Genomic DNA, 14,567 nt, shown 5'->3' on the forward strand with positions numbered 1-14,567 from the left:
CCCCGGTTCAAGCCGCAACACGCGGTGTCAGCGGCTCGAACAGCGCGGCGAACATGCGCTGCGCATCGCCGTGCGGGATCGCCGCCAGTCGGTCCGCGGGCCGGGTGAGCGCATCGACCAGCGCGGCGCTATCGTCGGCCTCGAACATCAGCAGGTAGCGGTACTTGCGCGCGCTGCCGCGCAGCTGCGCCTCGGTGAGTGTCCACAAGCTGGTGGCACCGGCGCCGGGCAGGCCGGCGAACTCGCGCAGTCCGCCATCGAGCAGGGCGGACTCGAAAGCCGCATCCGCGCCCTCGGCCGGGTTGAGAAACGCCAGCAGCAGCTGCCCGCGCGATGCGGGTTCCGGTTCGCTTTCCGCGCCCGCGGCGAACCGGCGCAACAGCCTCATGGTCGGCGGCTGCACGCTGCTCATGTCGATAGCGGGACTGATCGGCATGGCCTGCGTGCCGTGGCTGGCCAACAGGGTTTCGATGGCCGTCGCAGGGTCGCCGGCCAGTTCCCAGATCACCAGGTTGTGGTGGCGTCCCGCCGGCCAGGGCGTGCCCTCGACACGAGCAAAGCGCTGCCCGGCCTCGACTACCAGCAGGCGCACCGAGTGCGGCAGGTGTTCGTCGCTGTACCAGCGCTGGAACTCTGCTTCCATCCCCTCGACAGGGCTGGAAAATGCAAACTGGAAACATGCGGTCATAGGAGTGTCCTGTGGGTTGCGGTCAGCGCGCACGCGGCAGTTCCAGCAGCTGGTCGGCGATGATCTCGCGCTGGATCTCCGAGGTGCCGCCGGCAATGGTATACACCCAGCTCCACAAATACTCGTAGGTCCAGGGGTGCTCGGCGCGGTCACCGTTGAAGGCCATGAACTCCCAGCCGAGGATTTCCGCCACCAGGTGACTCAGCGCCTTGGAGGTCCCGGTGACCAGCAGCTTCATCACCGAGCCCTTGGGGCCGGGGTTGCCGGAGCGCTGCAGCTCACTGATCTGGGCGAAGGTCATGGCGCGGATGGCCAGGGTGTCGGCCTTGATCAGCGCCAGGCGCGAGGCGATGGCGCTGTCCTCGATGGCCAGGCTGCCGTCTTCCAGGCGCGTGCGCCGGGCCAGTTCAATAGCCTGGTTGACGCGTTCGTACAGGGCCAGCTGGTCGCCGATGAAACCCGTGCCGCGCTCGAAGGACAGTGTCGACATGGCGGTCTTCCAGCCGCTGCCCATCTCGCCCACCACGTTAGCCAGCGGGATACGCACGTCATCGTAGAAGGTGGTGTTGACGTGCTCGTCGCCGAGCATGGTGCGGATCGGCGTCATCGAGATACCCGGCGTGGTCATGTCGCAGATCACCCAGGTGAGACCACGGTGGCGCTGTGAGCCCGGCTCGGTGCGAATCAACAGCTCCTGGAAATCCGCGTGCTGGCCGTCGGTGGTCCAGGTCTTGCTGCCGTTGACCACCAGGTGATCGCCATCGACCACCGCCGAGGTTTTCAGCGAGGCCAGGTCGGAGCCGGCGTTGGGCTCGGAAAAGCCCTGGCACCACAGGCTCTCGCCGGACAGGATGCGCGGCAGGTGAAACGCCTTCTGCGCCTCGGTGCCGCAGGCGATCAGCGTGGGGCCGGCGTGCATCAGGGCCACGTAAGTGGTGTTGATATAGTTCGGCGCGCCGGCGCGAGCGCACTCCTCGTACCAGATGACCTGCTGTACCTCCGGCAGGCCGAGACCGCCGAATTCCTGCGGCCAGTTGACGCCAGCCCAGCCGTGTTCGTACAGGCGGCGCTGCCAGTCGCGGTCGAACTGTGCCGCCGCGGCGCCGTGTGCCGGGCGCGCGGTGGCGGGAATGTTGTCGCGCAGCCAGCTGCGGGCGCGGGCGCGAAAATCCAAATCGGCTTCGGAAAACACCAGATCCATCAGTGCGCCTCCTCGCCGGCTTCCGGCGCCAGCAGGCTGGCGCGCAGGGATCGCCCGGCGCCGAGCAGGCGCTCCAACAGGTTGGCGCGCTTGAGCAGCAGGTGGGCATCGTGCTCGTCGGTGACGCCGATGCCGCCATGCAGCTGGATATTGGCGTCTGTATTCATGCGCGCGGCGCGGGCGGCCAGCAGTTGCGCGGCGTCGACCTGCATGGCGGCGTCCGCATGACCCTCGTGCAGGGCGGTGGCGGCGTAGTACAACTGGCTGCGCGCCGCCTCGTTGCGCACCGCCATGTCGGCACAGGGATGGCGCACTGCCTGGTAGGCGCCGATCTTGCGGCCGAAGGTCTCGCGCTCGCGTGCGTATTCGACGATCATCGCCAGCGCGCGTTCGGCGATGCCCATGGACATCGCGGACACCGCGACCTGGGCACGGCGCCAGGCGCCCTCCCCCGCGCTGTGCTGCACGAGCTGCAGGCACTGTGCCGGGCCGGTGTACATGCCCACCGACTGGTCCAGGCAGGGTTGCTCGTGCAGGTACTCGCCCTGCAGCGCATAAAGTGTGGCACCGGCGGCATCCACCGCCACGGCATAGGGCGCCGCGGCATCGCCGACAAGGCGCACCGGCGCGTCCCCGTTCGGTGGCGTCACCAGCAGGGCGCTACCAACCTGACCGGCACAGAGCCCGGCGCACAGCTCGATATTTTCCTGCGCAGCGGCCGCCGCCAGCACCTGGGTGAACACCGCCAGCGGGCCACACTGGTACCCCAGCGCCGCAAAAAACAGCATTTCCTCCACCACGCCCAGTGCGCTGCCGCCGGCCGCCTCAGGCGCCGCCAGGCCCAGCCAGCCGAGTTCGGCGAAAGCAGCCAGGCGCTCGGGGTCACGCGCGCTGGCGTGCAGGCGCTGCAGGGGAAATTCGTTGGCCAGGAAGTCCGCCGCGGCGTCGGCGATTTCCCGTTCATCGGCATCGAGTGCCAGGTACATGGGTGTAACTCCGCTTTACTTCGACCGCGGCCAGGTCGCCGCGATGGCCGTCCGCACAGGGCGGACAGCCCGTGTTGTTGGTCTTATCCGGGAATGGCCGTCGGCTGGTAGGCCACCAGGCGCCATTCGCCCGCCTCCTGTGTCCACACGGACAGCGTCCAGTTGTCGATCGCCTTGTCCTGGCCGCCGACCGTGACGCCCGCGGTCAGCCGCGACACCAGCAGTGCCGTGTCGCCCAGGTCCACCACCCGCGGCTCGCTGATACGCAGGGTGTTGTAGACGATGTTACCGGAACTCATGCGCGCCAGCAGGCTGGCCTTGTCGTCGTAGTTGGTATTGGCGTGGGCGAACACCAGCCGCTCCGAGAGCAGGCCGGACAGGGCCTCGATATCGCCGGCCAGCAAAGCGTCGCAGCGCTGTTGCTCGCGGGCCAGGATCACCGTGTGCAGGTCGTCACTCATCTCGCCGCTCCCGCGCGCCCTCAGGCGCCGCCCGCCGCGTCGCTGCCGGTCGCGGCACAGGCCTCGTCCAGCCGCCGGCAGTGGTACTCGGTGAGGTCGATGTCGGCGGTGAAGTGGCGGTAGTCCGCCAGCCGCCAGGGCGAGTTCATGATCACCCGGCCACTGCTGTTCTTGTACCAGCTGGTCACGCCGGGATGCGACCACACCAGTTGCCGGTGCTCGGTATCGACTTTTTCGTTGTAGGCCTCATACGGTTCACGCCGGACCTCAAGCTCGTCCCAGTCGTTTTCCAGCATCTCGCGCAGGGCCTCGCTGATATAGCGCACCTGGCACTCGCTGTGGAAGAACGCGCTGCCGCCATGGGCGAGGTTGGTGTTGGGGCCGTACAGCACGTAGAAATTCGGGAAATCCGGCACGGTGATGCCCAGGTGTGCGCGCGGGTCGTCCTCGCCCCAGCGCTCACGAATGGTCGCCCCGCCGCGGCCGACGATATCCATTGGCGCGAGCAGGCGCGAAGCGTGGAAGCCGGTGGCGAACACCAGCACGTCCGCCGGGTATTTGCGGCCGCCGGCGACCACGCCGTCCTCCTCGATGCGCTCCACGTCACCGGCGTACAGCTCGACGTTGTCGCGGCACAGCATCCTGAACCAGTTGTTGTCGCGCAGCATGCGCTTGCCGAAGGGCGGGTACTCCGGGATCACCTTGTCCAGCAGGTCAGTGCGCTCGCCGAGTTCGCTGGTGATGTAGGCGATGAGTTCCTCGCGCATCTTCGCGTTCTCGGCGTTCAGCGAGTGCTCGGGGTCGCTCCACTGCGGGTCGATCTTCAGCGTGGGGTAGAAGCCATCCGAGGCGGCCCAGAACAGTTGGAAGCGGAACCAGTCCATGTAATAGGGAATGTGCTTGGTGGCCCAGGTGACCGCTTCCGGCACATGCTCGTGGTACATGGGGTGGCGGATCACCCAGTGTTTTGAGCGCTGGAAGATGGTCAGGTGCCCGACCTTGTCGGCGATCGCCGGGCCCACCTGGATACCCGTCGCGCCGGTGCCGATCAGCGCCACGCGCTTGCCGGTGATATCCACGCTGTGGTCCCAGCGCGCCGAGTGAAAGGCGGGACCCTTGAAAGTATCGAGGCCGGGAAATGCGGGGATGCGCGGGCGGTTGAGGATACCCACTGCGCTGATGAACACGTTGGCTTCGAGGGAATCGACGCTGCCATCGGCGCGGCGCGTTTCCACCTGCCAGCGACAGGCCGCCTCGTCGTAGCGCGCGGCGCTGACCTCCTCATTGAAGCGGATGTGCTCGCGGATGCCGAAGTGGTCGACCATGCGGTTGATGTAGGCGTCGAGTTCCGGACCCTTGCTGAAAAACTCCGGCCAGTCCGGGTTGGGCATCAGCGAGAACGAGTAGAAATGACAGGGCGTATCCACGCCGATACCCGGGTAGGTGTTCTCGTACCAGGTGCCACCCACCGCGTCGTTTTTTTCGATGATAACGAAGGGAATACCGGCCTGCTTCAGGCGGATGCCCATCACCACGCCGGAAAAGCCCGCCCCCGCGATCACGACCTGGAAGTCGCGCAGCCTGTCCTCGGACACCGGTTTGCGCCACTCGACCCGGCGGTAGTCGCGCCCACCGAAACAGGTTTCCTCGTAGAAAATAGGCAGGTATTTCTCCGGCACGTCCGCGCCGCAGGCGACGTCCATCATCTCCTTGAGTTCCTCGCGCGGCGGTTCGCGATGCTGCGCACCGCCCGATGCCGCGAGGGTTTCGATCGCCTCGACCAGGGCCGCGCGAATCTCCGCCTGCAGGTCTTCGGGAATGGCCTGCTGGTAGTCCCAGCCGCCCTGGATGTACGGGCGCACGCGCGGCAGGAAGGACTTGTCCCCGGTGAGGTGCACATAGCTCATCAGCAGGGGTACGACGTGCGCGCCGGCCACCGCCTGGCGCAGGGCGTCGGGATCGGCCGCTGCCGCCTCAATCTGTTCCTTCAGGTTCATAACTACAATCTCTCTTATTAATTCACTGCGGCGCGGTGTCAGACCGTGGCCACCGCACTCACCGGGGAACCCACTGCGCCGGGCAGGCGCAGCGGCGGCGCCGTCAACAGGAAACGGTAGCGGCCGGCCGCGCGCAGCCAGTCCGCCAGGTCACTGAGCAAAAACAGTTCGCCCAGCGGTACGCCGAGCTTGAACAGGCAGTGCTCGTGCAGCGGGAAATGCGCGCCGCGGCCGGCCGGCGGGTTCGGCGTGGGCAGGAACTCCACCGCCTCGTTATCCGCGAGGATGGCGGCCACCCCGCTGTCGGTGATCCACTGCAACAGCTTCGGGTCGGAGCCGTCCAGGCCGGTACATACCTCGTGCTGGATGCCCTCCGGCGGATCGCGCTCGGCGTCCAGCAGCACGCGGTCGAAGCCGGTGCGCAGGCACAGGATGTCGCCGGGCTCCACGCTCACCCCATCGGCTTCCAGCACCTGCATCAGAGCCTCGTAGCCGATGGCTTCGCGCCGCTTGCCGTAGTGGGCGTGCAGGTCGACCAGCACACCGCGCCCCTGCATGCAGGCCGCGGCCAGGGCGTCGATACCCAGCGGACCCGCGCCGTAGGGCGGCGGCAGTTCGCGGTCGCCATCCAGGTAATCGCGCGGGCCGCGCACGTGTTCGCCGGCGCGGTAGCCGTTGTAGAACACGACCTCGTCCTGCCCGTCGCCGTCCGCGTCGAACAGCGCACCCATGTGGGCGAGGCTGTCCCACTGCGTGGAATACTGTGTGGACAGGGTGACGCGGTCGTCGCAGACCACGTCGGTCTGGCCCGGGTTGAGGCGCGCCAACGGGTAGCACATGGCGGGGTCGTCGCCGCGCATGGAGTACTGGATCTGCGGTGGGAAACGGCGCGGGTTGAGCGCGGACTTACCCGGATAGTCCAGTGGCAGGGAGAGACAAAAGCTGACTCCCTCTCTGACTTCTGCGACGGCCTGCAGCACTTTCTCCGGGGTCAGCAGATTGACGCGACCGAGTGCGTCGTCATCGCCAAACTCTCCCCAATTAGCGCCTTCAGGCCTCCTGGACCAACGTCTCACGGCGTAACCATTGTTTTATAGCGGACTTTCAGGGAAATATACGCGCCGCAAAAACTGACGTCAATTCAATTATTGGAAGTTTGTCCGGACATCAGCGCTTGAGGATCACCGCCGAGCCGTGGCCGAACAGGCCCTGGTTTGCGGTGATGCCCACGCGCGCGCCGGCGACCTGCCGCGGCCCCGCCGCGCCGCGCAACTGCCAGGTGAGTTCACACACCTGGGCCAGCGCCTGGGCCGGCACCGCTTCGCCGAAACAGGCCAGGCCGCCCGAGGGATTCACCGGCAGGCGCCCGCCGATACACGTGGCGCCGCTGCGCACCAGGTTGGCCGCCTCGCCGCGCGGGCAGAACTGCAGGTCTTCGTACCAGTCCATTTCCAGCGCGGTGGAGAGGTCGTACACCTCGGCCACCGAGATATCTTCCGGCCCCAGCCCCGCCTCCTCGTAGGCCTTGGCCGGCAGCGCTGCGCGAAACCGCGCGGCCTCCACTGCTGCAGCGGAGTCGGTGGCGATATCGGGCATCTCCACCACCGCCGAGGCAAAGGTCGGCGTCACCGTGGAAATGGCGGCGACGCGCACGGCGTCCGCCTGGCCCAGGCGCCGGGCGTAATCCAGCGACGACACCACCAGCGCGGCGGCGCCGTCGGAGGTGGCACAGATATCCATCAGGCGCAGCGGGTCCGCGACCAGCGCCGAGCTTGCGACATCCTCCAGGCTGAAGCGCTTGCGATAGCGGGCGTTGGGGTTCTCCAGCCCGTGTTCGGCGTTCTTCACCTTGACCGCGGCGAAGTCCTCCGGCGTGTCGCCGTAGAGATCCATACGCCGGCGCGCGTAGAGCGCGAAATACGCGGGATTGGTGATGCCCAGGCGAAAACGCACCCAGTCCGGGTCGTCCGGGCGCTCACCCGGCGCGGGCTTGAGAAAGCCCTTGGGCGTGGTGTCCGCGCCGACCACCAGGGCCACCTCGCACTGGCCGGCAAGTATTTTCGCGCGCGCCGCGGCCAGCGCCTGGGAGCCGGAGGCGCAGGCGGCGTAGGAGGTATTCACCTCGGCACCCTGCCAGCCCAGGGCCTGGGCGAAGGTGGCCCCGGCCACATAGCCGGGGTAGCCGCAGCGCATGGTCGCGGCACCCGAGACGAAGCCGATGTCGCGCCAGTTGACGCCGGCATCACGCAGCGCATCGCGGCTGGCCTTCACCCCGTACTCGACAAAGTTTTTGCCCCACTTGCCCCAGGGGTGCATGCCCACGCCGAGCACGGCGATGTCTTTTTCCATGGTCATTGATTCCGTTTTTCCCGGGCGATTTCTATTTACCGGCGGCTCCCGTTTCCCGGCGGTTCCTACAAGGCAGCAAACGCGGCGCCGGTTCAGGCCAGCGGCGCCCACTTCCAGGTGATGGTCTCCTGCCCGTCGCGCTCGAACAGCGTGTCCAGCACCAGTTGCACCGGCATGCCCACACGCAGGTCGGCGCACTCGAGTCCGGCCACCCCCTGGCCGAGCACGATCATCTTCTCGCGCTCCAGTTCCACCGCGAGGATGGTGTAGGGCACGTGAGGGTCCTCGGCAACAAATGGCTCCGGGGGCTGGTACATGGCGTTGGTGTAGGACCACAGCGTGCCGCGCCGCGACAGCGGCACCTCGTCGAACGCCTCGCTCTCACAGTCCGGATTGCGGCAGAACAGCGTCTGCCGCGGGAAATAGTAGGTACCGCAGGCGCGGCAGCGGGTACCGAGCAGGTGCGGCTCGCCATTTTCAATGGCAAACCAGCCCGGCAGGACCGGAACCTGGGATTTGGACATGGTGCGCTCCGCTGGAGAGTGGACTGACAGGACAGCGGCATCCTAGATGCTTAATTGAATATCTGTCAATTTTTACCCCTCGCTCACCCGCACAGGAATGGCCCACCTTGGTGGACTGCCTTGCAACGGGATGGCGACTGGACGAGATTGGCCCGCCCTCGCTATTATTGGCACATCGTCAGTTTTAAGAATAAGCACCGTGACCAGCCACTACTTCGACCGCCAGCTCGCCGAACACCCCGACAGCCTCGCGCTCACCGACCTCGCGTCCACGCGCAGCTGGCGTGAGCTGGACCGCAACGTCGCCGCCCTCGCCCACTACCTGGCCACGGACGCGAACCTGACGCCGGGTGATCACCTGGCCATGCTGGTCGGCAACCGCGTCGAATACATGGAGTGCCTGCTCGCCGGCCTGCTGACGGGACTGTGGGTAACGCCGGTCAACACCCACCTGACCGCCGGCGAGATCGACTACATCCGCCGCGACTGCGGCGCCAAGCTGGTGCTGCACGACGACGCCCATGCCGAACTCCTGGACGCGAGCGTTGCCGCCTGCAATATCCAGCGCGAACTCCCGCCCATCGTCGAAGAGCATGCGGGCCACAGCGTGGCGCCCACCGCCCCCGCCGGCGGCAACATGCTCTACACCAGCGGTACCACCGGCCGGCCCAAGGGCGTAAAGCGCGCCAAACCGGACAACGTCGAGGCGATGATCGCGCGCATGTGCGGCTTCGGCAGCGCCTTCGGCCTCACCGGCGCCGGACCGCACCTGGTGACCGGCCCGCTGTACCACGCCGCACCCGGCCTGTTCGCCACCTACGACCTGCTCAACGGCGCAACGGTGATCATCATGCCGCGCTGGGACTGCGCGACCTTTTTTCGCGCCGTGCGCGAACACCGGGTGGTCACCACCCACCTGGTGCCGACCATGTTCGTACGCCTGCTGGAGGCCCGCGAGCAGGGCGCGCAGGATATCGACGTCAGCTCGCTGCGCCACGTGCTGCACGGCGCGGCGCCGATCAGCCGCGGCGTCAAGCAGCGCATGCTGGACTGGTGGGGGCCGATTCTCACCGAGTACTGGGGCGCCACCGAGTCCGGCGTGGTTACCCTGGCCGACAGCGGCGAGTGGGTGTCGCACCCGGGCACCGTGGGCCGCCCCATTCCCAACTTCGAGGTGTATGTCGGCGACGCGCAGGGCAACCCAGTCGAGGATGCGGAGGGGTTGCTGTTCTGCCGGCACCGGCAGCTTGCCAGTGTCTTCCACTACCACGAGGATGCGGAAAAAACCCGCCGCGCCCACCCCCAGCCGCACGTGCTGTCGCTGGGCGATATCGGCCGGGTGGATGCGGACGGCTTCGTCTACCTGTCCGACCGCGAGTCCAACATGATTATCTCCGGCGGGGTGAACATCTACCCCAGCGAGATCGAGCAGGCGCTGCTGGAGCACGCGGATATCGCCGACATTGCCGTGTTCGGCATTCCCAACGACGAGTGGGGCGAAGAGGTAAAAGCGGTGGTCGAGTTGCGCCCCGGTCTCGCCGGCGACGCCGCCATCGCCGAGGACATCCGCCGCTTCGGCCGCGAGCGGCTGGCCGGTTTCAAGGTGCCGCGCTCGGTGGATTTCGTCGAACGCCTGCCGCGCAACCCCACCGGCAAGGTACTGGTACGCCAGTTGAAGGCGCAGTATGCGACGGGATGAACAGCGCCTTTTGCCGCTGCGCGCCGGCCTGAGTTAGAGTAACGGTCGGCCCGACACCTGGCACACAGCGGAGCCCGAATAATAATGAGTGAGACCACCACAGCAGCCACGCCTAACACCGTCGGTGCAGCCGCCACCGCGGCGACCAACGACACTAGCGTCGATGAAAAACCGGCGCCCGGGGCCTATTACGCCCTCGGCGTCCTGCTCGCCGCCTACATCCTGTCCTTCGTCGACCGCAATGTGATGGCGGTACTGATCGGCCCGATTCGCGACGACCTGCAGATTTCCGATTTCCAGTACAGCCTGCTGCACGGCTTCGCGTTCTCCATGTTCTACATCGTGCTCGGCATTCCCATCGCCCGGCTCGCCGACCACGGCAACCGCAAGTGGATCGTCACCATCGGCATCTTCCTGTGGAGCGTGATGTGCTGCCTGTGCGGGCTGGCGCGCAGCGTGGCCACCCTGTTCGTCGCGCGCATCGGCGTCGGGGTGGGTGAAGCGGCGCTCTCGCCGCCGGCCTTTTCCATGCTCTCCGACCTGTTCCCGCCCGCGCGCCAGGCGCGCGCCTTCGCCATCTACAGCCTCGGCGTGACCGTGGGCGGCGGCCTCTCCGCCATCATCGGCGGCTTCGTCTACAAGTATTTCGCCGCGACTGGCGGCGCTACCCTCCCGCTGCTCGGCCACGTCGGCCCCTGGCAGATGACCTTTGTCAGCGTCGGCGCGCCGGGCTTGCTGCTGGTGGTGCTGCTGGGCTTCATCCGCGAGCCGCAACGCCGCCTGGACCGCGACCCGGCCAGCGCCGGGGACGGCGCCAGCCTCGCCGAGTTCTGGGCCTGGCTGGTGCGCCACAAGCGCATCTACATCGGGGTGATGGGGGCTAACTCGCTGCTCACGGTAATGACCTACGGCATGCTCGCCTGGTTTATCGAATTCCTGATCCGCACCTACGGCGTGCCGCGCGAGAGCGCCGGCCTGCAGTTCGGCCTGATCAACATCATCGCCGGCAGCCTCGGCGCGCTGGTCATCGGCTGGCTGGTGCAACCCATGGTGAGCCGCGGCATCAGCGACGCCCCTGCGCGTATGCTGCTGGTGATCGCCTGCCTGGTAGCCCTGCCCACCACCATCGGCCCGCTGTGCCCGACCCCGCAGCTGGCTATCCTGCTCGCCTGCCCGGCGATGTTCCTGCTCAACGGGTTTTACGGGCCGGGCGTCACCGCCCTGCAGGCGATCACCCCGAACCGCATGAAGGCGCAGGTCACCGCGCTGTCGCTGTTCTTCGCCAACCTGTTCGGGCTGGCGCTGGGGCCGACCATCGTCGCCATGCTCACGGATTTCCTGTTCGGCGACGATCAGTACCTGCGCTATTCGCTGGCGCTGCTGCCGGTGGTGCTGTGCCCGCTGGCGGCGCTGCTCGCCTGGCAGGCGCTGCGCCCCTACCGGGAGTTGCTGGAAGCCAGGTGATGGTCTCGCGGAACCGGGCCGGACAGCCCGGGGACAGGGAATGTCAGGCCTTGCTGAGCAGGACCCGGTAGAGCAGTTCCACCACGCCGGCGCTGAGCTGCTTGCGGGTTTGCCGCGTGGCACCGGCAATGCCGATATCGTGCTGCGCGGCCAGCGCGCCCATCGCCGCGTGAATGGCGATGGCGATCTGCTGCGGGTTTTCCAGGCGCGGGTTGATCTGGGCGATCTTCTTGCCCAGCGCCTGCAGGATGCCGCGGGTGGTCTCGATACGCAGGTTGAGGAAACGCAGGTTGCCCTGGTCCGCCTCGAGGTTGCGGATGCGCAGCTCGATGCGGTACTTCTCCCACAGCTCGCCGTAGATCTCGACGAAGCGGCGTACGCGGGACTCGAGGTTATCTTCCGTCCACTCGGCGTTGAGCACTTCGTAGAGGGGGTCGAGGTTCAGTGCCGCCGCCTGCACGCAGGCGAACAGCACGTCCTCGATATCCTCGAAGTAGACGTAGAAAGTGGAACTGGAGACATCCGCCTCGAAGGCGACGTCGGATACCGTGAGGTCTTTGTAGGACCGGTTTTTCAGCATCTCCAGGGTGACGTCCATGATCCGCTGGCGGGTCTCCCTGCCCTTGCGGCCCATCTTCTGGCCGTGCAGATTGCGAACCTCTTTTTCCACTGACTGATTTCCCGCGGCTGTCATTGGCCGATGGTAGCCCAAGACTGACGCGGCTTCAATTTTCACCTACCCGGACGACACCCTGCGCCGCGCGGTGAGCGCCGCGCGGAGAGAGCCTCGAAGTGAGTACCTCGTAGAGAGCGCCTGGCGGCCCGGGCTTACCGCGGCAGGGCGTAGGCCAGCACCGCCGCCGCGGAGGGGCCGGGAATACCGGGGTGGCCGCCCGCCGCGATGACCACGAACTGCCGGCCGCTGGGAGCGGTATATGTCATCGGCGTCGCCGCCCCCACTGCGGGCAGCCTGGCGCTCCACAGCTCGCGGCCGTTGCCGATATCCAGCGCGCGCAAACGGCGGTCCTGCGCTGCGCCGATGAACACCAGGCCGCCGCCGGTGGTGATGGCGCCGCCGGCATTGGGCACGCCCATGGTGATCGGCAGGCGGGTTTCAATGCCCCAGGGGCCGGAGTGTTCCGCGGTACCCAGCGGCTTGCTCCACAGCAGTTCGCGGCTGCCGATGGCGAAGGCGCTGATGCGGCCGTAGGGCGGCCGCTGGCAGGGCGCGCCCAGTGGCGAGAGAAAGACCTTGCGCTTGAAGGCGTAGGGCACGCGCTCCTGCGGGTAGAGCAGCGTGTCCTTCGAGCCGGCGAGGTCCAGCGCCGCCGCCTCCTCGTGAGTGATCATCTGGCCCGTTTCCGCCATGTGCAGGCTGCTCGCCACCATGATGCCGCGGTCCAGGTCCACGCTGACACTGCCCCAGTTGCTGCCGCCGGCGGCCCCCGGGTAATTGAGCGTGGTATCGGTGGACGGCGGGTTGAAGTCGCCCTCATAGCGTAGCTGGCGGAAGCGCACGCGGCACCACAGCTGGTCCAGGGCAGTCATGCCCCACATGTCGGTCTCGGTCAGGTGCTCGCCGGCCAGCGAGGGGAAGCCCGTGGTATAGGGCTGGGTCGGCGAGATGGGCTCGCCGGGCAGGCCGCCCTGGGGCACGGGCTTTTCCACCACCGGGTCGATGGGCGTGCCATCGCGGCGGTCGAGCAGGAAGGTCTCGCCGCGCTTGGTGGGCACGATCAGCGCGGGCAGCGGCTGGCCGTCCTGGTAGATATCCACCGCCACCGGCTGCGAGGCGACGTCGTAGTCCCACAGGTCGTGGTGCACGGTCTGGAAGGACCAGCGCACGGCGCCGGTTGCCGCGTCCAGGGCGACAATGGAGGAGCTGTATTTCAAGGCCGCCGCGGAGCGCTCGACGCCGTAGTAGTCCGGCGGGCTGTTGCCGGTGGGGATGAACACCAGGCCGCGCTCCGGGTCCGCGCTGAATACCGACCAGGCGTTGGGCGTGTCCAGGGTGTAGCTGTCGCCCTCCTCCGGCAGGCCGCGCGGCACCGGGTAGCCGGCATCCCAGGCCCAGCGCAGCTCGCCGCTGAGCGCGTCGTAGCCGCGGATGACGCCGGCGGGGGCGTCGAAGAACGAGAGGTAGTCGTTGACGAACTGGCCGACCACCGCCACGCCATTGACGATGGCCGGCGGCGAGGTGACTGACAGCGCGCCGGGCGGGATCCTGCCCATACCCAGGCGCATGTCGGCGGCGCCGTTGTCGCCGAAGGAGGTGCAGGCGCTGCCGTCATCGGCGTTGACCGCGAGCAACCGCCCGTCCGCGGTGCCGTAAATCAGCCGCCGCGGGCACTTCGAGGTGCCGGGGGGCGCCTCGTAGTAGGACACGCCGCGACAGGTGGTGACGAACACGCCGTCGAGGTTGATGTCCGGGTCGTGCCGCCAACGTTCCTTGCCGGTCTCGGGGTCCAGCGCGACCACAACATTGCGATCCACGCACAGGTACAGATAGCCGTTCGCCGCCAGCGGCGTCGGTTCGAAGCTGTGCGCGCCGAAGCTCGCCAGCGGCGGAACATCGGAATCGTAGCGCCAGGCCAGCTCGAGTTGATGCACGTTGCTGTTGTCGATCTGCTGCAGCGGCGAGAAGCGGTCGCCGGCGGCGTTGCGTCCCCACACACGCCACTCGCCGGCATCCGCCGCCGGTGCCGGCTGCACTGTCGCCGACGGCAGTTCCTCGCCCTGCCAGTCGGCGAGAGCGAAGGCGCCACCCACTACGACCAGCGATGCCAGGCCGGACAGCGCGGCCCAGCTGGCAGCCCCTGCGCCCGCCGTGCGCAGGGTACCCGGCAGCAGGAACACCAGCGCGAGCACCGCCAGCAGCGTCAGCCGCGGCACCAGCGCCCAGCCATCCATGCCGACCTCCCACAGGCTCCAGCCCAGGGTCGCCCAGACGATTGCACCGAACAGCCACGCGCCCAGTGCCGGCATGACGAACAGGCACAGGGCGGTGAACAGCAGTGCGACCCCGGTGGCCACGTAGTAGGCGCTGCCGTCCAGCTGCAGCAGCTGCCAGCCGCCCCACGCGAAGGCCGCACCCAGCAGGGCGAGCAAAATCCCCAGCAGCTGTCGGCTGATGCCTGATGAATAGTACATGCGGTGATCTCCCCGGCCTTGCGCGTCTTGTTATGGTTGACTGTCGTC

Annotated in this window: 12 protein-coding genes; 2 read left to right on the forward strand and 10 right to left on the reverse strand. The window is 67.5% G+C overall.

Annotated features, from left to right (window positions below):
* Positions 1-7: 7 nt before the first annotated feature.
* From E4634_RS18665 to E4634_RS18700, 8 genes are all read right to left on the reverse strand, one after another.
* Positions 8-688: a hypothetical protein gene (locus E4634_RS18665; protein ID WP_135446190.1), complete on the reverse strand. Its 681-nt coding sequence runs from the start codon at positions 686-688 to the stop codon at positions 8-10.
* A gap of 22 nt (positions 689-710) precedes the next feature.
* On the reverse strand, positions 711-1,889 hold the full coding sequence (locus E4634_RS18670; RefSeq protein ID WP_135446191.1) for an acyl-CoA dehydrogenase family protein: 1,179 nt from the start codon (positions 1,887-1,889) through the stop codon (positions 711-713).
* Entirely contained in the window at positions 1,889-2,875 is a 987-nt protein-coding gene (locus E4634_RS18675) for an acyl-CoA dehydrogenase family protein (protein ID WP_135446192.1), read from the reverse strand. Before E4634_RS18675 ends, E4634_RS18670 begins: the two co-directional genes overlap by 1 nt.
* A gap of 83 nt (positions 2,876-2,958) precedes the next feature.
* Positions 2,959-3,336 (reverse strand): nuclear transport factor 2 family protein, encoded by a 378-nt coding sequence (locus E4634_RS18680; protein ID WP_135446193.1) that lies wholly within the window; start codon positions 3,334-3,336, stop codon positions 2,959-2,961.
* A gap of 20 nt (positions 3,337-3,356) precedes the next feature.
* Positions 3,357-5,333, reverse strand: a complete 1,977-nt coding sequence (locus tag E4634_RS18685; protein ID WP_135446194.1) for a flavin-containing monooxygenase — start codon at positions 5,331-5,333, stop codon at positions 3,357-3,359.
* A gap of 38 nt (positions 5,334-5,371) precedes the next feature.
* A complete protein-coding gene (locus E4634_RS18690) occupies positions 5,372-6,313 on the reverse strand; it encodes a cyclase family protein (protein ID WP_206046949.1) in 942 nt (313 codons plus the stop codon).
* 187 nt (positions 6,314-6,500) lie between these two features.
* On the reverse strand, positions 6,501-7,688 hold the full coding sequence (locus E4634_RS18695; protein ID WP_240725249.1) for a lipid-transfer protein: 1,188 nt from the start codon (positions 7,686-7,688) through the stop codon (positions 6,501-6,503).
* 86 nt (positions 7,689-7,774) lie between these two features.
* Positions 7,775-8,206, reverse strand: a complete 432-nt coding sequence (locus E4634_RS18700) for a Zn-ribbon domain-containing OB-fold protein (protein ID WP_135446196.1) — start codon at positions 8,204-8,206, stop codon at positions 7,775-7,777.
* A 199-nt stretch (positions 8,207-8,405) separates the two neighbouring features.
* Between E4634_RS18700 and E4634_RS18705 the strand changes: the two genes are divergently transcribed.
* Positions 8,406-9,905 carry an AMP-binding protein gene (locus E4634_RS18705; RefSeq protein ID WP_167854986.1) on the forward strand — a complete coding sequence of 500 codons (1,500 nt, stop codon included), beginning with the start codon at positions 8,406-8,408 and terminating at the stop codon, positions 9,903-9,905.
* A gap of 84 nt (positions 9,906-9,989) precedes the next feature.
* Positions 9,990-11,369 (forward strand): spinster family MFS transporter, encoded by a 1,380-nt coding sequence (locus E4634_RS18710; protein ID WP_135446198.1) that lies wholly within the window; start codon positions 9,990-9,992, stop codon positions 11,367-11,369.
* Positions 11,370-11,412: 43 nt separating this feature from the next.
* On the opposite strand, the gene E4634_RS18715 is transcribed toward E4634_RS18710, so the two are convergent.
* Both E4634_RS18715 and E4634_RS18720 read right to left on the reverse strand, forming a co-directional pair.
* Entirely contained in the window at positions 11,413-12,039 is a 627-nt protein-coding gene (locus tag E4634_RS18715) for a TetR/AcrR family transcriptional regulator (protein WP_167854987.1), read from the reverse strand.
* A 158-nt stretch (positions 12,040-12,197) separates the two neighbouring features.
* Entirely contained in the window at positions 12,198-14,519 is a 2,322-nt protein-coding gene (locus E4634_RS18720; RefSeq protein WP_135446200.1) for a membrane-bound PQQ-dependent dehydrogenase, glucose/quinate/shikimate family, read from the reverse strand.
* Positions 14,520-14,567: the final 48 nt, after the last annotated feature.

Source organism: Mangrovimicrobium sediminis (assembly GCF_004745945.1).
Classification (GTDB): Bacteria; Pseudomonadota; Gammaproteobacteria; order Pseudomonadales; family Halieaceae; genus Mangrovimicrobium; species Mangrovimicrobium sediminis.